General features: G+C 66.3%; 18 protein-coding genes. 8 read left to right on the forward strand and 10 right to left on the reverse strand.

The window, feature by feature from the left end:
• Positions 1 to 15 precede the first annotated feature (15 nt).
• Positions 16 to 1,119: a mechanosensitive ion channel family protein gene (locus tag ACH0CP_RS12145; protein WP_406889189.1), complete on the forward strand. Its 1,104-nt coding sequence runs from the start codon at positions 16 to 18 to the stop codon at positions 1,117 to 1,119.
• Positions 1,120 to 1,136: 17 nt separating this feature from the next.
• On the opposite strand, the gene ACH0CP_RS12150 is transcribed toward ACH0CP_RS12145, so the two are convergent.
• Positions 1,137 to 1,562, reverse strand: a complete 426-nt coding sequence (locus tag ACH0CP_RS12150; RefSeq protein ID WP_406889192.1) for an NfeD family protein — start codon at positions 1,560 to 1,562, stop codon at positions 1,137 to 1,139.
• Entirely contained in the window at positions 1,559 to 2,536 is a 978-nt protein-coding gene (locus ACH0CP_RS12155; RefSeq protein WP_406889194.1) for an SPFH domain-containing protein, read from the reverse strand. The genes ACH0CP_RS12150 and ACH0CP_RS12155 overlap by 4 nt, the downstream gene beginning before the upstream one ends.
• Before the next feature lie 137 nt (positions 2,537 to 2,673).
• Between ACH0CP_RS12155 and guaB the strand changes: the two genes are divergently transcribed.
• Genes guaB through ACH0CP_RS12170 form a run of 3 tightly spaced genes read left to right on the forward strand, consistent with a single transcriptional unit; the run spans position 2,674 to position 5,847 of the window.
• On the forward strand, positions 2,674 to 4,131 hold the full coding sequence (gene guaB, locus ACH0CP_RS12160; protein ID WP_294441546.1) for an IMP dehydrogenase: 1,458 nt from the start codon (positions 2,674 to 2,676) through the stop codon (positions 4,129 to 4,131).
• 6 nt (positions 4,132 to 4,137) lie between these two features.
• Positions 4,138 to 5,310 carry an RsmB/NOP family class I SAM-dependent RNA methyltransferase gene (locus tag ACH0CP_RS12165; RefSeq protein ID WP_406889196.1) on the forward strand — a complete coding sequence of 391 codons (1,173 nt, stop codon included), beginning with the start codon at positions 4,138 to 4,140 and terminating at the stop codon, positions 5,308 to 5,310.
• Positions 5,311 to 5,343: 33 nt separating this feature from the next.
• Positions 5,344 to 5,847: a tetratricopeptide repeat protein gene (locus ACH0CP_RS12170; protein WP_294441544.1), complete on the forward strand. Its 504-nt coding sequence runs from the start codon at positions 5,344 to 5,346 to the stop codon at positions 5,845 to 5,847.
• 15 nt (positions 5,848 to 5,862) lie between these two features.
• Here the strand turns inward: ACH0CP_RS12170 and rsmA are convergent, their stop codons facing one another.
• The 4 genes from rsmA to ACH0CP_RS12190 all read right to left on the reverse strand — a co-directional run bounded on the left by rsmA (position 5,863) and on the right by ACH0CP_RS12190 (position 11,371).
• Entirely contained in the window at positions 5,863 to 6,681 is an 819-nt protein-coding gene (rsmA, locus tag ACH0CP_RS12175; RefSeq protein WP_406889198.1) for a 16S rRNA (adenine(1518)-N(6)/adenine(1519)-N(6))-dimethyltransferase RsmA, read from the reverse strand.
• Positions 6,678 to 7,676 (reverse strand): 4-hydroxythreonine-4-phosphate dehydrogenase PdxA, encoded by a 999-nt coding sequence (gene pdxA / locus ACH0CP_RS12180; RefSeq protein WP_406889200.1) that lies wholly within the window; start codon positions 7,674 to 7,676, stop codon positions 6,678 to 6,680. Before pdxA ends, rsmA begins: the two co-directional genes overlap by 4 nt.
• Positions 7,677 to 7,683: 7 nt before the next feature.
• Entirely contained in the window at positions 7,684 to 9,039 is a 1,356-nt protein-coding gene (locus ACH0CP_RS12185) for a peptidylprolyl isomerase (RefSeq protein WP_406889300.1), read from the reverse strand.
• A 79-nt stretch (positions 9,040 to 9,118) separates the two neighbouring features.
• Positions 9,119 to 11,371, reverse strand: coding sequence for an LPS-assembly protein LptD (locus ACH0CP_RS12190; RefSeq protein WP_406889202.1), 2,253 nt, complete (start codon positions 11,369 to 11,371; stop codon positions 9,119 to 9,121).
• A 146-nt stretch (positions 11,372 to 11,517) separates the two neighbouring features.
• Here ACH0CP_RS12190 and ACH0CP_RS12195 point away from each other — a divergent pair, with 146 nt between their 5' ends.
• From ACH0CP_RS12195 to ACH0CP_RS12210, 4 genes are all read left to right on the forward strand, one after another.
• Complete coding sequence (locus ACH0CP_RS12195) at positions 11,518 to 12,978, forward strand: leucyl aminopeptidase (protein ID WP_406889204.1); 1,461 nt, start codon at positions 11,518 to 11,520, stop codon at positions 12,976 to 12,978.
• Positions 12,978 to 13,418 carry a DNA polymerase III subunit chi gene (locus ACH0CP_RS12200; protein WP_406889206.1) on the forward strand — a complete coding sequence of 147 codons (441 nt, stop codon included), beginning with the start codon at positions 12,978 to 12,980 and terminating at the stop codon, positions 13,416 to 13,418. Before ACH0CP_RS12195 ends, ACH0CP_RS12200 begins: the two co-directional genes overlap by 1 nt.
• Positions 13,419 to 13,511: 93 nt before the next feature.
• Entirely contained in the window at positions 13,512 to 13,934 is a 423-nt protein-coding gene (gene ndk, locus ACH0CP_RS12205; RefSeq protein ID WP_294441539.1) for a nucleoside-diphosphate kinase, read from the forward strand.
• Positions 13,935 to 13,938: 4 nt separating this feature from the next.
• The gene (locus ACH0CP_RS12210; RefSeq protein ID WP_406889208.1) at positions 13,939 to 14,463 is read left to right on the forward strand and encodes an N-acetyltransferase family protein; all 525 of its coding nucleotides are present in this window, start codon (positions 13,939 to 13,941) and stop codon (positions 14,461 to 14,463) included.
• Here the strand turns inward: ACH0CP_RS12210 and ACH0CP_RS12215 are convergent.
• The 4 genes from ACH0CP_RS12215 to purM are packed head-to-tail and all read right to left on the reverse strand — an operon-like array spanning position 14,460 to position 17,060.
• A complete protein-coding gene (locus tag ACH0CP_RS12215) occupies positions 14,460 to 15,044 on the reverse strand; it encodes a hypothetical protein (protein WP_406889210.1) in 585 nt (194 codons plus the stop codon). The two genes, ACH0CP_RS12210 and ACH0CP_RS12215, sit on opposite strands and share 4 nt — an antisense overlap.
• Entirely contained in the window at positions 15,041 to 15,418 is a 378-nt protein-coding gene (locus ACH0CP_RS12220) for an MmcQ/YjbR family DNA-binding protein (RefSeq protein WP_294441536.1), read from the reverse strand. The genes ACH0CP_RS12215 and ACH0CP_RS12220 overlap by 4 nt, the downstream gene beginning before the upstream one ends.
• Positions 15,415 to 15,972 (reverse strand): phosphoribosylglycinamide formyltransferase, encoded by a 558-nt coding sequence (gene purN, locus ACH0CP_RS12225; protein ID WP_294441535.1) that lies wholly within the window; start codon positions 15,970 to 15,972, stop codon positions 15,415 to 15,417. The genes ACH0CP_RS12220 and purN overlap by 4 nt, the downstream gene beginning before the upstream one ends.
• Complete coding sequence (purM, locus tag ACH0CP_RS12230) at positions 15,969 to 17,060, reverse strand: phosphoribosylformylglycinamidine cyclo-ligase (RefSeq protein ID WP_406889212.1); 1,092 nt, start codon at positions 17,058 to 17,060, stop codon at positions 15,969 to 15,971. The genes purN and purM overlap by 4 nt, the downstream gene beginning before the upstream one ends.
• Positions 17,061 to 17,079 lie beyond the last annotated feature (19 nt).

Here is a 17,079-nt window from a genome sequence, read left to right on the forward strand (position 1 = left end):
CGTCTTTGAGCGCTCATGAACTTTGACTGGAGCGAGGTGAGCCGCTGGGAAGTGCCGGCGGCGATTACGAACCTGGCAATCGTCGCAGCGGCCATCATGGTCGCGCTCCTGTTCCACGCGGTCATGCATGCGATCGCGACACGTATTGCCGTGCGTACGCCCGACTCGATGGACGATGCCGCTCTGGCTTTGTCGCGGCGTCCGCTGCGCTGGATCGCGGTCGCCATCGCACTGGCCGCCGCACGACGTTTTCTGGAGCTTCCCAAGTGGGGCAACGAGCTGTGGCAACTCGCCGCCGGCCTGATCGTGCCCGGACTGATCGGCTGGCTGCTGATCACCATCGTCCGTGTGTATGTTCGGGCGGTCGAGATTCACTACGACATCTCAGTTGCGGATAATCTGCGTGCCCGTCGGCGCCGGACCCGGGCCGCGATCCTGGGGCGGATCGTAGTTATCGGTATCGGCGTGCTGACGATCGCGCTGATGCTGCTCTCCATTCCCAGCATTCGCAGCATCGGCATCACGCTGATGGCGTCGGCCGGCCTTGCGGGTCTCGCGGTCGGTGCGGCCGCACAGCCAGCGCTCAAGAACCTCATCGCAGGCGTGCAGCTTGCCTTCACCGAGCCAGTGCGGATCGACGACGTGCTGATCATCGAGGGCGAGTGGGGTCGGGTGGAGGAGATCCGCCTCACCTATGTTGTCGTCGCTCTATGGGATGAGCGGCGGCTGATCGTTCCCGTCTCACGGTTCCTCGAGATGCCGTTTCAGAACTGGACGCGAAACACCAGTCAGTTGCTTGGCAGTGCCTTCTTCTGGCTGGATCCCACCACTGACGTCGCTCGTCTGCGGGCGAAATACGAAGAGGTCGTACGTGCCAGCCCACATTGGGATGGTCGCGGCTTCGCGCTTCAGGTCACGGATACGAAGCCGGATGCAATCGAGGTTCGCGTCCTCGCCACCGCCAAGGACGCGCCCACCGCGTTCGACCTTCGCTGCGACATGCGCGAAAAGATGCTTGCCTTCATCCGCGACGAGATGCCGGAGGCTTTGCCGCGCCGCCGTATCATCGCTGAGGACGCAACCACGAGGAGTGAACCGGCTGAAGCCGCGGAACTGTAAGGCTACGCCCGGCCCCGCTACAGCGGCTCCACCGACACAATCCCGCCAGTTACCTTCGCCACCCGCATTCGCGTTCCGGCTTCCGCATCCGGTCCGGACGCTGGCCACTCGCTATCGCCCACGCGCACCCTGCCGGAGCCGGCGACGATCGGAACCGAGACGGTGACGATCTCGCCGGCCATCCGGGCCGCGCGGTCGTTCAGTAGCGGGTCGCTCGTCTCCACCGGATAATCCACATACCAGCGCCGCCCGATCAGCACTGTCACTACGCTCCAGACGGCGAAGGCGCCAAGTTGGGCGACCAGCGGGAGGTCGGGCAGCGCCAACAGCGCGACACCGACCACTGCCGCGGCGATGGCGAGGAAGATCAGGAACACACCCGGCACCAGCAATTCCGCGATGCCCAGCACCACGGCAACCGATAGCCAGAGCAGCGGCGTCATTGCGGCCTCGGCTCCCGCACGCGCGGAACCTGCGGCGTCGCGCCAGGCGCACTCGCCCCCGCCGCCGCATCGCCAAGCGCGCTTTTTGCCAGTTCACCGATACCGCCTAGCGTACCGATCAATTGGGTTGCCTCGACCGGGAACAGGATGGTCTTGGAATTGGGGCTGGTCGCGAACTTGCCCACCGCTTCGACGTATTTCTGCGCGATGAAATAGTTGAGGCTCTGCGTGCCGCCGGCCTGGATCGCATCGGACACCACCTGGGTTGCCTTCGCCTCCGCTTCCGCCCCGCGCTCGCGCGCCTCGGCGTCACGGAAGGCCGACTCGCGCCGCCCCTCGGCCTCCAGGATCCGCGCCTGCTTCTGGCCCTCGGCGCGCAGGATCTCGGACGCCCGCATGCCTTCCGCTTCAAGGATGTTCGCTCGCTTCTCACGTTCCGCCTTCATCTGACGCCCCATCGCATTGACGATGTCGGCCGGCGGGCGGATGTCCTTGATCTCGACGCGGGTGATTTTCACCCCCCACGGGGTCGTGGCGTGATCGACGACGCTCAGCAGCCGCGCATTGATCTCGTCGCGCTTCGACAGTGTTTCATCGAGATCCATCGATCCCATGACCGTCCGCAGATTCGTCGTCGTCAACTGAAGCAGCGCGACGTGCATGTCCGATACTTCATACGCCGCTTTCGCCGCGTCCAGCACCTGGAAGAACACCACCCCGTCGGTGGAGATCATCGCATTGTCCTTGGTGATGATCTCCTGACCGGGGATGTCGATCACCTGCTCCATCATGTTCACCCGCCGGCCGACACGGTAGAAGAAGGCAGGATAGAAGTTGAAACCGGGCGACGCCGTGGTCGTGTAGCGGCCGAAATGCTCGATGGTATATTGGTAGCCCTGGCGCACGATCTTGATGCTCGCCATCAGATAGAAAAGCACCAGGGCCAGGATTAGCGTGGCGGCGGTCAGCGCCATGGAAGAAGTCCTCTCCGGATGTGATGGCTCTCTGCGTATGCGGAAGCGTAGCAGGCAGGAGCAGGGGGGCCTAGCGGATTGCCGTCGCTGCGGTTACATGGCGCGCCACTTCCTGCGCGACACGGACACGGCACCTCATGGATATTCGCCTCGGCCTCACCTTCGACGACGTTCTGCTCGTCCCCGCCGCTTCCGAGGTGCTGCCAAGTGGCGCCGACACGCGGACGCGGGTGACCCGCGATATCGCGCTCAACATCCCGATCCTGTCCTCGGCCATGGATACCGTCACGGAAGCCGACATGGCGATCGTCATGGCGCAGCTGGGTGGCATGGGCGTGCTTCACCGCAATCTTACGGTCGACGAGCAGGTCGCCGCGGTGCGGCAGGTGAAGCGGTTCGAGAGCGGTATGGTCGTCAATCCGATCACCATCACGCCGCACTCCACGCTGGCGGAGGCGCAGGCGCTGATGGCGCAGCATCGGATCAGCGGCATTCCGGTGGTGGAGACGAACGGGAAGCTCGTCGGCATCCTCACCAACCGCGACGTGCGCTTCGCCGAAAACCCGCGGCAGCCCGTCGCCGAGCTGATGACTCGCGACAATCTCGCTACGGTCCGCATCGGCGTTGGCCAGGAAGAGGCGCGCCGCCTCCTTCACCAGCGCCGGATCGAGAAGCTGATTGTCGTTGATGACGAGTATCGCTGTGTCGGCCTCATCACGGTCAAGGACATCGAGAAGGCCGTCACCTATCCCGACGCGACCAAGGATGCCGCCGGCCGCCTGCGCGTCGCTGCCGCCACCACTGTGGGTGACAAGGGGTTTGAGCGGACCGAGGCGTTGGTTGACGCGGAATGTGACATCGTTGTGATCGATACCGCTCATGGCCATAACCGCGACGTGGCCCGCGCCGTCGAGCGTGTGAAGAAGCTGTCGAATTCGGTGCAGGTCATCGCCGGCAATGTGGCGACCGGAGCGGCCACCCGCGCGCTGATCGATGCCGGCGCCGATGGCATCAAGGTCGGCATCGGGCCGGGCTCGATCTGCACCACGCGTGTCGTTGCGGGGGTCGGCGTCCCGCAGCTAACCGCCGTCATGGACTGCGCCGAAGCCGCGCGCGAAAGCGGCGTGCCGGTGATTGCTGACGGCGGCCTTCGCACTTCCGGCGATCTCGCGAAGGCACTCGCCGCTGGCGCGGCCACCTGCATGGTGGGGTCGCTCCTGGCGGGTACGGAAGAAGCGCCGGGCGAGACCTTCCTGTATCAGGGCCGGGCCTATAAGTCTTACCGTGGGATGGGAAGTGTCGGCGCGATGGGCCGCGGCTCGGCCGATCGCTATTTCCAGGGGGATATCAAGGATCAGCTGAAGCTGGTGCCAGAAGGTATCGAGGGCCAGGTGCCCTACAAGGGCCCGGCGCGCGAGGTGATCCACCAGCTCGTTGGCGGCATCAAGGCGGCGATGGGCTACACCGGCTCGGCAACCATCGGGGATCTCCAGGAACGCGCCGATTTCGTCCGCATCACCGGCGCGGGCCTCAAGGAGAGCCACGTCCATGACGTGACGATCACGCGTGAGGCACCGAACTATCCGACGCGCTGACGGTCGATGACCCCGGCCGCACGGACCGAGGCGGCCATTGAGCTGCTGGACGCGATCATCGACTCTGCCCGCCAGGGCGGCGCCGCTGCGGACACGCTGATCACGCGCTATTTCTCCACCCGCCGCTACGCCGGGTCGAAGGATCGCCGCGCCGTTCGCGAACTCGTCTACGCCGCGATCCGCGCCTGCGGGGAGGTGCCACCCAGCGGTCGCGCGGGCGTGCTGCTGCTCGCCTCGCGCGATCCCGAGCTGGCCAGAACCTTCGACGGCTCCGCCCACGGCCCGGCGCCGATCGCCCCGGAGGAAGCCGCAGCGTCCGCCGGCATCGTCCCTGGCTGGCTGGCCGAGCGGCTGAACGCCTCCGGTGTGCCAGAGGGCGAGTGGCCCGCGCTGGTGGACCGCGCCCCGCTGGACATTCGCGTACGGCGAGACGTGGATCCGAAATTGATCGCGTCATCCATCCCGGGCGCCGAAGCTGTCGACGGGCTGGAACACGCATTACGCTTGCCCGCCGGCACTGATGTTACTGCCTTCGCGGGTCAGCTAGAAGTGCAGGACGCCGGCAGCCAAGCAGTCTCGCTTGCGGCCCAAGCGTCAGCCGGGATGACGGTGGTCGATCTGTGCGCGGGTGCCGGCGGCAAGACGCTGGCGCTGGGTGATCAGATGGCGGGGCAGGGCCGGATCATCGCCTGCGATATCGATCGCGCGCGCCTGTCGCGACTTGCACCGCGGGCGGAGCGTGCAGGCCTTACGATCGTGGAGACGAGGCTGCTTGATCCCGGCAAGGAAGCCGCTGCTCTGTCCGATCTCGCGGCCGCAGCCGACCTGGTGTTCGTCGACGCGCCCTGCTCCGGCACCGGCACCTGGCGGCGAAATCCCGAAGCGCGCTGGCGCCTCACTGCGGCGCGGCTTGCCCGCTATGCCGCGATGCAGGCGCAGGTTCTCGATGTCGCAGCGCCGCTCGTTCGGTCTGGCGGCGCATTGGTCTACGTCGTCTGCTCGCTGCTTGACGATGAAGGCGCCGCGCAGATCGACGCTTTCCTGTCCCGTCACGCAGGCTGGCGCGCTGAGCCGGTGCAACTCCCCTTCGGTCGCTCCCGCGGCCATGGCCTTCGGCTCACCCCGGAACATGATGGAACCGATGGTTTTTTCGTCGCGCGCCTTCTGGCCCCATGCTAATCGGACCGGGTCGTGCCGAACCTGGAGCCCTTGATGCGCTATACCTCCGTCGCCGTGGCCGCCGCTCTCACGATGGTCTCGATCTCGACCTCGCTGCACGGTCAGCGCCCGGACGATCAGATCGACGCAAAGTCGCTGGCGCTGCTGCAACAGGGCAAGGCCGCCAAGGCATCCGGCGATCTCGACGGCGCGACTGACCTTCTCGAAACTGCCGTGGCGGTCGATCCGCGCAATCGCCAGGCGTTCATCGTCCTCGCCGAAGTGGCAGAAGCCCGCGGCCTGCCGGGCAAGGCGATCCGGCTCTATCGCGAGGCTCTGGTGCTCGAGCCAAACGACATCAACGCGCTGAAGGGGCAGGGGGAGGCGCTGGTCGCTAAGGGCGCCGTCACGCGGGCGAAGGAGAACCTCGCCCGCGTCAAGGCGCTGTGCAAGACGGCGTGCCCGCAGGCGAATGAGCTTGCTGCCGTCATCGCCAAAGGCCCGCCGGTCACGACGGCGCAAGTCGTCCCGGCAAAGCCGACGACCGCGAAGGAGTAACCGCTCGGGCCCGGCTCAGGCGCTGAGGCGCCGGGCCAGCGCCACGAACTCGGCGACGCTCACCGTCTCCGCCCGTCGCGTCGGATCGATCCCTTGCGCTTCCAGCGCGTCGAGCGCACCGGGAACGCTGCGCAGGCTCTGGCGCAGCATCTTGCGCCGCTGGCCGAACGCCGCCGCGGTCAGGGCCTCCAGCTTGCCAAGCTTCACGCCTTCGGGCTCGGCGGTCGGTTCGATGTGAACGACGGCGGACATCACCTTGGGCGGCGGCGTGAACGCGGATCGATGCACTGGCATCGCGATCCGCGCCGTGCTGCGCCACTGCGACAGCACGGCCAGCCGGCCATAGGCGTCGCTTCCTGGCGCAGCCACGATCCGCTCGGCGACTTCGCGCTGGAACATCAGCGTCAGCGATTGCCACCACGGCAGCCAGGACGCCGACAGCCAACCGACCAGCAGCGCCGTGCCGATATTGTATGGCAGGTTCGCCGCAATGTGCGGCTTGCCGTCGAACAACGTCCGCGGGTCGATCGTCAGCGCATCGCCCTCGATCACCTTGAGCTGCCCGGGAAAGGCCTCGCCCAGTTCTTCGAGAGCCGGGATGCAACGCCGATCCCGCTCGATCGCCGTCACCCGCGCGCCCGCGCCTAGCAAAGCTCGCGTCAGGCCCCCGGGGCCGGGGCCGATTTCCAGCACTTCGGCGTCCGTCAGATCCCCTGGTATCCGGGCGATCCGCGCCAGCAATTGAGCGTCGAACAGGAAGTTCTGGCCAAGCGCCTTGGAAGCGCTCAATCCATGCCGCGCGATCACCTCGCGCAGCGGCGGAAGCTCGGTCACGATATGGCGCAGGCCGCGCGCTGCGACGCCGCTTCCCCGGCCATTCGTATTGCTGCTATCATCGCGCCCGGCTCCGCCCGGTTCTCGCCGGCGAGGTTGAACGCCGTGCCATGATCCGGCGAAGTACGCACGATCGGCAGGCCCAGCGTGATGTTCACGCCTTCGTCAAAGTGAAGCGTCTTCAGCGGCACCAGCGCCTGATCGTGATAGCAGCACATGACTGCATCGTAGTTCGCGCGCGCCCGCGCGTGGAACAGGGTGTCGGCCGCGAACGGCCCGACCGCATCGATCCCTTCTTCACGCAATTGCGCGATCGCCGGCTCGATGATCTCGATCTCCTCGCGCCCGATCGCTCCTGATTCGCCCGCGTGGGGGTTGAAGCCAGCAAAGGCGAGCCGCGGCTTCGTGATGCCGAAGTTGCGCTTCAGCCCGCGCGCCGTCACCTGTGCCTTGGCAACGATCAGCTCAATCGACAGCAGCGAGGATACCTGGGCTAGCGGAACGTGCGTCGTCATCGGAACAACGCGCAGCGTCGGCCCTGCCAGCATCATCACCGCGTTCTCTGGCGCCACGCCGCAGCGCTCCGCGACGAATTCGGTCTGTCCCGGATGGGTGAAACCGATCTCGTACAATTGCGCCTTCGATACCGGCCCAGTCACCAGCGCGCGCGCCGCGCCTGATCGCGCCAAGCCCGCCGCCAATTCGAGCGACTGGAGGGCACAGCGCGCACCCTCGACATCGGGATAGCCAGGCGTAATCTCGCCCGCATCCTCAATAGTCAGCACCGGCAAGGCATCGCGAAAGGCGTTCGAAGCTGAGTCCAGATCGTCGATCTTCGCGATCGGCCCGTTCCACACGCGCTCGATCGCCCGCGCATCACCCACGGCGAAGAAGGGCGGCAGTTCTGCCGCGTCACGCGCGGCCCAAGCCTTTGCGATGATCTCAGGGCCGATCCCCGCGGGATCGCCGATCGAGACGGCCAAAGGTGCAGTCACAATGATCTCAGCGATACTCCACCACGGCGTCACGCCGCAAATCACGCAACGCCTGCTGCGCGCGCAGGTTCACCCGCTGCTGCTCCAGCTGGTTCTGGATCTGCTCCGCGCCCGGCAGCTGGCCACCACTCACGTCGTCGCGCCCACACAGCACCAGGGTTCGCACGCCCTCGCTCGGGTTACCGAACGGCGGGGTGGCCTGGCCGACCTGCAGCTGGAGCATGATCTCCTGTAGCGGGGCGGGCAGATCGCGCACGCGGATCGCGTCGTTCTGCACCACCTCGGCGTTGATGTTCGCCGCAACCTTTTCCACCGTCCCGCAGCCCTGCAGCGTCGAGACCGTCTTGGCGAAATCGGCAGTACGCTTCGATGCCTGGGCCTGGGTGGTGCCCGGCGGGAACTTGATCGTCATCTGCTTCAGGCTGAGCTTCGCGTCACGCGCATTCGCCATCAGCACCTGCCGCTTGTCCACGAGATACAGGATCGAGAAACCGCCCGGCACCTGGATCGGGCCGATCACCTGCCCGACCTGCATCTGCGCCGCTGCCGTTGCCAGCTCCGGCGGCAGCTGCGCCGCGCGCACCCAGCCGAGGTCGCCGTTCACGCCGCGCGTCGACGCTTCGGAGAAGTTGCGCGCGAAATAGCCGAACGGCGCCTGGCCCTTCTGAATCTCGCCGATCAGCTGGCGCGCATTGGCGTAGACCTGCTCGGTCTGGTCCGGCGTCGCCGACAGGTAGATTTCGTTGAGGTGGAACTCCTCGGTGCCCTTGGCTGCCTCCAGACGATCCAGGATCGCCTTCACCTCTTCCTCGCCGACGTTGACGAACGGCTCGACGCGACGGCGCAGATAGCGTTGCCAGGCGAGCTCCGCCTCGATCTGCCGCAGAATGGACCGCTCCGAGGAGCCCTCGGAAATCAGGAACTTGCGAAACTCGTCCGGCGTGCGACCGAAATTCTTCGCGATACGCTCGAAGCTCTGTGACAGCTCCTGCTGGCTGATCGTCACATCGGCCGTCTTGGCCTGCTGGATCTGCAGCACCTCGTCGATCAGCTGGCGCAGCACCTGCAGCTTCAGGCGATCGGCTTCCTCGTCGGTCAGCTTGGCGTTGTTGGCGGCCTTGATCAGCCCCACGCGCTGGTCGACATCAGTGCCGGTGATGACATTATCGTTGACGATCGCGGTCGCCTTGCGGACGTTCGGGTCGACCTTCCCGAAGATCTGCAGGTTCTGCGGGATGTTGAGCCCCGTATTGTCCGGCAACGACTGATCCTGTTCGACCTGCTGGCCAAATGCTGCCCCGGCCGCTGCCAGCGCCAACGTGATCCCCGCGAGGCGGCCGAACCGCGCCGCCTTCTTGCCCATCGTCGTCACTTGATAAGGAACCCTATATTGCGCGCCGTTTCGCTACCGCGGCATTGCGCGAATTCAGCTGAACGATGGCTTAGCGGCCGAGGTTCTTGAACGCCAGCGTCAAGAGGAAGCTGTTGCCGCGGCGCGCGTCACCCGTCGTGCGATAGTCGCGACGCCACGTCACGCCGAGTGTGAGGCAGTCGTCCTCATATTGGACGCCCAGCCGGTGCCGGATCGGATCGAAGCCGTCGGACAGCGAGAACACGTCATCGCTGCGGTCGGTTAGGTCAACCAGCGCAGACCCGAAGGCGGACCAGAAGCGGGCAAACTGCACGCGGCCGGCAACCCGGATCTCCTCGCGGTCCTGAAGGTCCTCCAGTTCCGCAATATCTCGGTCGAGGCGCAGATAGCCGATCAGCGCATAGGTGCTGGTGGAGCCGATCGTCGCGTCGATCTCGTTGCGCCGAACGGACAAGCCACTCTTGTCGAGACGATAGCGGTGGGTGAAGGACACCAGATCGCGGAAGCGGATAGTGGTCCGCCCCACGATGTCCGAGAAGCGATCGCTCAGCCCCGTGCCGGGCGGAAGGATCGTCGGCCGGTCATCCAGGCGATAGCTCTGCCCCACGACTGCGTCGGCGCTAAAGCCCGGCAGGTCGACCCGCCACTCAAGGCCATAAGTGGCGCGGGTCGAGTCTTCCCAACGGTCGTAGCCCGGGAAGCGGTTCAGCGCGAACAGGTTGGATTCCTCAAGATCGATGGCGCGCGAATCTTCATTCGGCACTTCCAGATTCTTGATCTTAGGCGAGGCGACGATCTGCAGGCGAGGCGTCAGCTGCTGCGTGCCTTTGCCGAACGCCCCGATCAGCGGCCACCGCACGTCCACCGCCAGCGCCCCGACGGCCCGACCCTGGAAGCCCTCGATGCCGCGATAGGCGGCGATGTCGCTCAGCTGCGCGTGATCGGTGTGATACGCGTCTGCGCGGCCATAAGCGGTGAAGGTGATCTCCTGGCCCCAGTTGGTCAGGCGACGCAGGTCCCACCGAACGCCCGCGAACGCCCGCTGCGTGTCCTGGCCGGCCTTCCGCCCCAGCGCCAGCGTGTTGAGCTGCAGCTGCACGGTGCCGCCCAGCACGTCTTCCCTGAACCGGTGGCGGTAATCGATTTCGGGAAGCGCCACCGGCTGCAGGCCTTGGCGCTCGCCGACGCGAAGCGTCTGCACGGCCCAGCCCGCCAGCGAGAAATAGCTGTTCTGATCGACCCGCTCGAGCGCGAAGGTCGTCCGCAGGCGGTCACCACCCCAGATATCGTAGCGACGCAGGAAGGTGCGGTCCGTCACCAGCCGCATCGATCCTGACAGGCTCCAGTTCGGATCCAGCTGGAAACGCCCGACGCCGTTCAGATAGCCACGGAATGCCCGTTCGGTGGACGAGGTGAAGCCGCTTGCCAGATCGTCGCTTCGCCGGCTGACGGTGCCATAGCCCGTGATACTGAACGCCCCGATCTCGCTCAGTTGCTGGTAGTTCGCCTCGATCATCGGCAGCACGTTCGTGTAGAAGTGCGGCGTGATGGTCGCGCTGCGGTTCGGCGCCAGGCGGAAGAAATAGGGCGTCGCCAGCTCCACGCCGTTCACGCGGTCATAGCTGATGATCGGGGCGAGCAGGCCGCTGGCATTCGCCTCGCCCACCGGATGCGAGAATTTTGGCAACGGGATGGAGGGCAGGCCGAACAGGTGGATCTGCGCGCCCGTGTAGTAAACGCGCTCGCGATCCGGGCGATACATCACGCGCACCGCCGTCACTTTCCAGGTCGGCTCCTTCGGGCAGCCTTCGGAATCAATCACTGAGCAGCCGGTATAGGCAGCGCGATCGAGCGATATGGTGCCGTCTTCCTGTCGGGTTCCTTTTTCTGCCGCCAGCCGGCCGCCACGCTGCAGCACCACCAGCATGTTGGCGACCATGCCGTCCTTCAGCGAATCGGTCAGCTCGATCGAATCGCCATAGGCTGTGTCGCCCTGGGGATTGGTGACCGCGATATTGCCGGTCGCGAGCACCTGGCCGGTCTTGCGGTTCCACACCACACGATCGGCGCGCAATCGCTCGCCCCCGCGCAGCATCCTGACGTCGTTGGTGGCCGTGACGATGTCGGCCTCGTAGTCATATTCCAGCGTTCCGGCGCTGAAATTGACCTGCTCATCGTTGGCCGGCGCCGCTTCCGCTTCGAACGGCGGCGGATCGACGGGGCGGTTCTGGAGATCCTGCGCGCTCGCCGTTCCCGCGATCGCGAGCGCGGCGCACAGGGCCAGCGGTCGCGAGCAACTGGCCAGAAGGTCGAGACGCGTCACCCACTTACCCGCAAAACTGAAGCCCCCGTTCCGCTGCCGGAATGGCGCGGCGGTGTTGGCCCTATCGCATCGCAGGCGAGCGGCTGCAACGCTTTGCCACCGGCGATGCAAATCCCTAGATGCACTTCGATACAAAAGGATCTGTCATGAACGTTACCTTCGCCTCCTCGCGATCCGAGGCTTCATCGATCATCGCCTATCCCGTAACGAAGGACGGCGCCGAGAAGATCGCCGTCCCGGGCCTCGACGATGCCGCGCTCGCGCTGGTCGTCGCGGCGGCCTCCGGACAGCGGTTCAAGGGCGAGGCGGGCAGCGTGGCCGAGGCTTACGTGCCGTCTGGTCGGGTGCTCCTGCTGGGCGTCGGCAGCGGTGACGATGCCGGTTACGAGTGGGCGGGCGGCGCACTCACCGCGCGGCTGCTCACCTCCGGCGTCACGGCCGTCACCGTTGATCTCTCCGGCACCCGCGCCACTGCCGAGGCGGCGGCGCGTCTCGCCGCGGGGGCGTCGCAGCGCGCATGGCGCTACGACGTGTACCGCACGAAGCTCCCCGCCGATGCGAAGCCGACGCTGACCGACATCACCATCGTCGGCGCGCCTGAGGGCATCGATGCCGCGTGGACGGCCCGAGACGCGGTGACCAAGGGGCTGGAACTCACCAAGACGCTTGTGACGCTGCCGGCCAACATCCTCTACCCGGACAGCTTCGTCGAACGGGTGACGAAGGACGTCGAAGGTCTGGGCCTCGAGATCACCGTCGTCGATGAAGCGGCGATGCAGGAACTTGGCATGGGTGCACTGCTTGGCGTTTCGCAGGGCTCGCGGCGTGAAGCGCGCATCCTCGCGCTGCGCTGGAACGGGGCAGGCGAGGGCGATCCTGCCGTGGCGCTCGTCGGCAAGGGGGTGACGTTCGACACCGGCGGCATCTCGATCAAGCCCGCCGGCGGCATGGAAGACATGAAGTGGGACATGGGCGGCGCTGGCGCCGTTGCCGGCACGATGAAGGCGCTCGCGCTGCGCAAGGCAAAAGCGAACGTCATCGGCGTCATGGGCCTCGTCGAGAACATGCCCGACGGCAATGCGCAGCGCCCGGGTGACGTCGTTACCTCCATGTCCGGCCAGACGATCGAGGTGATCAACACCGACGCGGAAGGGCGCCTCGTCCTGTGTGATTGCGTCACCTGGGTGCAGCGGACGCACAAGGTGAAGACGATCGTCGATCTCGCGACGCTCACCGGCGCGATGATCGTCAGCCTCGGCAACGAGATGGGCGGTCTCTTCGCCAATGACGATGCGCTTGCCGATCAACTGCTCGCTGCAAGCAAGACGAGCGGCGACCTGCTGTGGCGCTTCCCGCTCTCCAGCGGCTACGACAAGCTGATCGACAGCCCGATCGCGGATATGAAGAACGTCGGCCCGCGCGGCGGCGGCTCGATCACCGCGGCGCAGTTCATCCAGCGCTTCGTCGAGGATGGCGTGAAGTGGGCGCACCTCGACATCGCCGGCATGGTCTGGTCGGACAAGGACGGACCCACCTGGGGCAAGGGCGCGACCGGCTACGGCGTGCGCATCCTCGACACCTTCATTGCCAGCAATTTCGAGGGCTGATGCAGGTCGACTTCTACCACCTGACCAGCATGCCGCTCGAGCGGGCGCTCCCGCGCATCGCCGAGCGCGTGCTGGCGGGTGGCGAGCGGCTGGTGATCGTTTCGTCAGACGAAAACCAGCAGTCCTCGCTCGATCGGCTGCTCTGGGAATACACGCCGGAAAGCTTCCTGCCGCATGCGCGGGCAGGCACCGGCGACGACGCCGCGCAGCCGATCCTCATCGCGCCGGAGGTGACCGCGGCCAACGGCGCGAAGCACATCGCGCTGGTGGACGGCACATGGCGCGACGAGGCGCTAAGCTTCACCCGCGTCTTCCACTTCTTCGACGAGGACCGGATCGATGCCGCGCGCGCCGCGTGGAAGAGCCTCGCTGCCCATGCGGAGGTTGAGCGCCGCTACTGGAAACAGAACGAGGCGGGGAAGTGGGAACAGGCGGCCTGACGCTCCGCCGCGCAATGGTTGCGCTCGGGCCATCCCCCCGCTAACGCGCGCCGCAGTTTCCGACATTCTCATACACAGGAGCAAGCGACCATCATGGCCGCCACCCGTACCTTTTCGATCATCAAGCCCGATGCGACCCGTCGCAACCTGACGGGCGCTGTCACCAAGATGCTGGAGGAGGCCGGCCTGCGCGTCGTCGCTTCCAAGCGCATCCAGATGACCAAGGAGCAGGCCGAGGGCTTCTACGCGGTCCACAAGGAGCGCCCGTTCTTCAACGATCTCGTCTCGTTCATGATCTCGGGCCCGGTCGTGGTTCAGGTGCTCGAGGGCGAGAACGCCGTTCAGCGCAACCGTGACATCATGGGCGCGACGAACCCCGAGAACGCCGCGCCGGGCACGATCCGCAAGGAACTGGCCGAGTCGATCGAGGCAAATTCGGTCCACGGTTCGGACTCCGAAGAGAATGCCGCGATCGAGATCGCGTACTTCTTCAAGCCCGAAGAAATCGTCGGCTGATCCGATGACCGGAAACTGGCGGCTGCGCCGCGCCACTGCAGCGGATGCGCCAGCGGTGTCGATGGTCGCGGCCGCCAGCTTCCTCGAAACCTTCGCCGGGATCCTCCCGGGCGAGGACATCGTCGCGCATTGCACGCGCAACAGTTCGGTGGAAAAGTTCACCGGCTGGGCAGGGGATCCTGCCAGCGTCGTGTCGCTCGCGACGCACCTGGACGGCGACGCGCCGGTCGGCTATTCCGTCATCACTACGCCTGATCTTCCACTGCCGCCGCAACCCGGCGACGTGGAACTGCGCCGCATCTACGCGCTGTCGATCACGCGCGGCACCGGCCTTGGCCACCGTCTGATGGCGCAGGCGATCGAGGACGCGGCGGCCTTGGGCGGCAAGCGCCTGCTGCTCGGCGTGCTGGGCACCAATTACCTCGCCCGCGCTTTCTACGAACGCGAAGGGTTCACGCTGGCCGGCACGCGCCGGTTCAACGTCGGCAGCGGCTGGTATGACGACGTGATCTACGCCCGGGCGCTTTAGCCGCCGAGCGCAGCCTTCCACAGCGCGTCGATGCGCTTCACGCTGCCACCCGGCTCGCGCACCTGCGCTGACTCGATCGACAATGTGCGCCCGCCGATCAGCCGGCCATTGGTCCGCCACACGACATCGACGATCGCCTGCCCCTCTCTGGTTCTGTCGACGACCCGGTAGCGGGTGGAGACGAGCACCGGCAGCCGTCCCTCGCGCTTGTCGGCGCCACCATCGGTGGCCTTCAGTACCGCGTCGGCAAACCAGTCCCGCTCGATCCGCGGCGTCGCCGGTCGCTGCTCCCTGATGGCGAGCGTGGTCGGGAAGCGGATCGTGGTCTCAAGCAGGTCATGCGCCGGATCGGTCAGGCGAACCTCTTTGCCGCCGTTCGCCAGTTCGGCATGAAGCGCCAATCGCGCCTCGGCGGCCAAGGCCGCCTGCGCCGCTACGACCTTCTCCTGCGCCTCGCTGCGCCGTTCTGACCAGTTCATCCAAAGCGTAAGCGCGCCGATGATAACGCCCGACACCGCGACGATCTCGGCAAGCGAAATCCACCGCCGCCGGGTTGCAGCCTGATCCGCCGTCTCGCTCATCGCCCGCCCATCTCCAGCAGCCGGCGCGGCGCGACGAGTTCCCAGCTCGTCGCGATCCGGTCGCTGACGCGGTCCCAGTCAGTGTCCGGTCGGTCGAGGCGCATCGCCACCCAGCCCGATGGCCCAAGGTATGCCGGCTTGAAATAGCAATTGGGGTCCGCCTCGATCAGCATCGCCTGTTCTTCGAGGCCACTGGTCTTCACCAGCACCGCCGTCTCGCCATCCCCGTGATGATCATGCCAGAAATAGGCGAAGAACTTGCCGTTCTCGATCAGGAAGCCGGGCTGTCCGTGTGACAGCCGCTCCACCGTCTCCGGCAATTCCAGCGCGATCTCCCGGATCCGCGCCAGTTGCTGCTCCGCCTCGTTCGTCATCGCTCCAGCCATTGTGCCAGAACGCGCGGATAAAGGCGATGCTCCTCCTCCAGTACGCGGGCGGCCAAGGCGTCCGGCGTATCGCCCGGCAGGATCGGCACCTCGGCCTGGCCAAGCACGTCGCCACCGTCGAGTTCCTCCGTCACCAGATGGACGGAGCAGCCTGCCACCAAATCGCCCGCCTCGATCGCACGCGCATGGGTGTCGAGCCCCTTGTACTTGGGCAGCAGGGACGGATGGATATTGACGATCCGCCCACGCCAGCGCGCGACGAAGGATTCCGAAAGCAGCCGCATATAGCCTGCAAGCGCCAGATATTCGGCGCCGGCGGCGCGAAGCGCGGCGTCCAGCGCATCTTCGTAAGCCGCCTTGCCAAGCTCCTTCGGCGATAGCGCGAACGTCGTAATCCCGCGCTCGCTTGCCCAGGCGAGCCCCGCCGCCTGTGGCTTGTCGGAGGCCACGATGACCACCTCGTAGGCGGCGCCGGCCCCTTCCACCAGCGCTTGCATGTTCGATCCGCGGCCCGAAATGAGGATGCCGACCTTCGCGGTCATGCGTTGTACGTCGCCGTCCACGCCTCGCGCGCGCTCCATGTCTCGGTCGAACCGGTGACGGTGCAGCCGCGCTGGCCTTCCTCGATCCTGCCGATGCGGAACACCTCTTCGCCGGCCGCCGTCAGGTCGGCCATCACCCCGTCAGCCGCATCCGCTGCGACGACCACGGCCATGCCGATCCCGCAGTTGAACGTGCGGGCCATTTCTTCCGGTTCGATTGCCCCCTGTGCCTGCAGGAACGCCATCAGGCGCGGCTGCCTCCAGGTATCGGCGTCAATCACCGCATGCGCGCCGGCCGGCAGCACCCGCGGGATATTCTCCAGCAATCCGCCGCCGGTGATGTGGGCCAGGCCCTTGACCCGCCCGGCGGTGACGAGAGGCAACAGGCTCTTCACGTAGATCCGGGTGGGAGCCATCAGCGCCTCGATCAGCAGCACCTCGGGGTCGAACAGTGCCGGGCGGTCGAGCTTCCAGCCCTTGTCGGCGGCGAGCCGGCGAACCAGCGAGAAGCCGTTCGAATGAACGCCGGAGGAGGCGAGGCCGAGAACCACGTCGCCGGCGGCGATGCCTGCGCCGGTCAGCACTCGGTCGCGCTCCACCGCACCGACGCAGAAGCCGGCGAGATCGTAATCGCCCGCCGCATACATGCCCGGCATTTCCGCGGTCTCGCCGCCAATCAGCGCGCAGCCGGCGATTCGGCAGCCTTCCGCGATCGAGGCGATCACCCGCTCGGCCACGGCCGCGTCAAGCTTCCCGGAAGCATAATAATCAAGGAAGAACAGCGGCTCCGCGCCCTGAACGATCAGGTCGTTCACGCACATCGCGACCAGGTCGATCCCGACGCCGTCGTGGCGATTGTGCTCGATCGCCAGCTTCAGCTTGGTGCCGACGCCGTCATTCGCCGCCACCAGCAGCGGGTCAGTGAAGCCGGCAGCCTTCAGATCGAAGAAGCCGCCGAAGCCGCCAAGGTCCGCATCCGCGCCCGGCCGCCGCGTCGCGCGTGCCAGCGGCGCGATCGCGCGCACCAGTGCATTGCCCGCCGCGATTGACACCCCGGCCTGTTCATATGTGTACCCGCTCTCGCTCATGCTGGCAGCGCCTAGCCAC

Source organism: Sphingomonas sp. 179-I 2A4 NHS (genome assembly GCF_045369135.1).
GTDB lineage: Bacteria > Pseudomonadota > Alphaproteobacteria > Sphingomonadales > Sphingomonadaceae > Sphingomonas.

Bases quoted from the DNA above. Each gene is read 5' to 3' on its own strand.
- ACH0CP_RS12145 (WP_406889189.1), top strand. From the start codon at position 16: ATGAACTTTGACTGGAGCGAGGTGAGCCGCTGGGAAGTGCCGGCGGCG.
- ACH0CP_RS12150 (WP_406889192.1), bottom strand. From the start codon at position 1,562: ATGACGCCGCTGCTCTGGCTATCGGTTGCCGTGGTGCTGGGCATCGCG.
- ACH0CP_RS12155 (WP_406889194.1), bottom strand. From the start codon at position 2,536: ATGGCGCTGACCGCCGCCACGCTAATCCTGGCCCTGGTGCTTTTCTAT.
- guaB (WP_294441546.1), top strand. From the start codon at position 2,674: ATGGATATTCGCCTCGGCCTCACCTTCGACGACGTTCTGCTCGTCCCC.
- ACH0CP_RS12165 (WP_406889196.1), top strand. From the start codon at position 4,138: ATGACCCCGGCCGCACGGACCGAGGCGGCCATTGAGCTGCTGGACGCG.
- ACH0CP_RS12170 (WP_294441544.1), top strand. From the start codon at position 5,344: ATGCGCTATACCTCCGTCGCCGTGGCCGCCGCTCTCACGATGGTCTCG.
- ACH0CP_RS12185 (WP_406889300.1), bottom strand. From the start codon at position 9,039: ATGGGCAAGAAGGCGGCGCGGTTCGGCCGCCTCGCGGGGATCACGTTG.
- ACH0CP_RS12195 (WP_406889204.1), top strand. From the start codon at position 11,518: ATGAACGTTACCTTCGCCTCCTCGCGATCCGAGGCTTCATCGATCATC.
- ACH0CP_RS12200 (WP_406889206.1), top strand. From the start codon at position 12,978: ATGCAGGTCGACTTCTACCACCTGACCAGCATGCCGCTCGAGCGGGCG.
- ndk (WP_294441539.1), top strand. From the start codon at position 13,512: ATGGCCGCCACCCGTACCTTTTCGATCATCAAGCCCGATGCGACCCGT.
- ACH0CP_RS12210 (WP_406889208.1), top strand. From the start codon at position 13,939: ATGACCGGAAACTGGCGGCTGCGCCGCGCCACTGCAGCGGATGCGCCA.
- ACH0CP_RS12215 (WP_406889210.1), bottom strand. From the start codon at position 15,044: ATGAGCGAGACGGCGGATCAGGCTGCAACCCGGCGGCGGTGGATTTCG.
- ACH0CP_RS12220 (WP_294441536.1), bottom strand. From the start codon at position 15,418: ATGACGAACGAGGCGGAGCAGCAACTGGCGCGGATCCGGGAGATCGCG.
- purN (WP_294441535.1), bottom strand. From the start codon at position 15,972: ATGACCGCGAAGGTCGGCATCCTCATTTCGGGCCGCGGATCGAACATG.
- purM (WP_406889212.1), bottom strand. From the start codon at position 17,060: ATGAGCGAGAGCGGGTACACATATGAACAGGCCGGGGTGTCAATCGCG.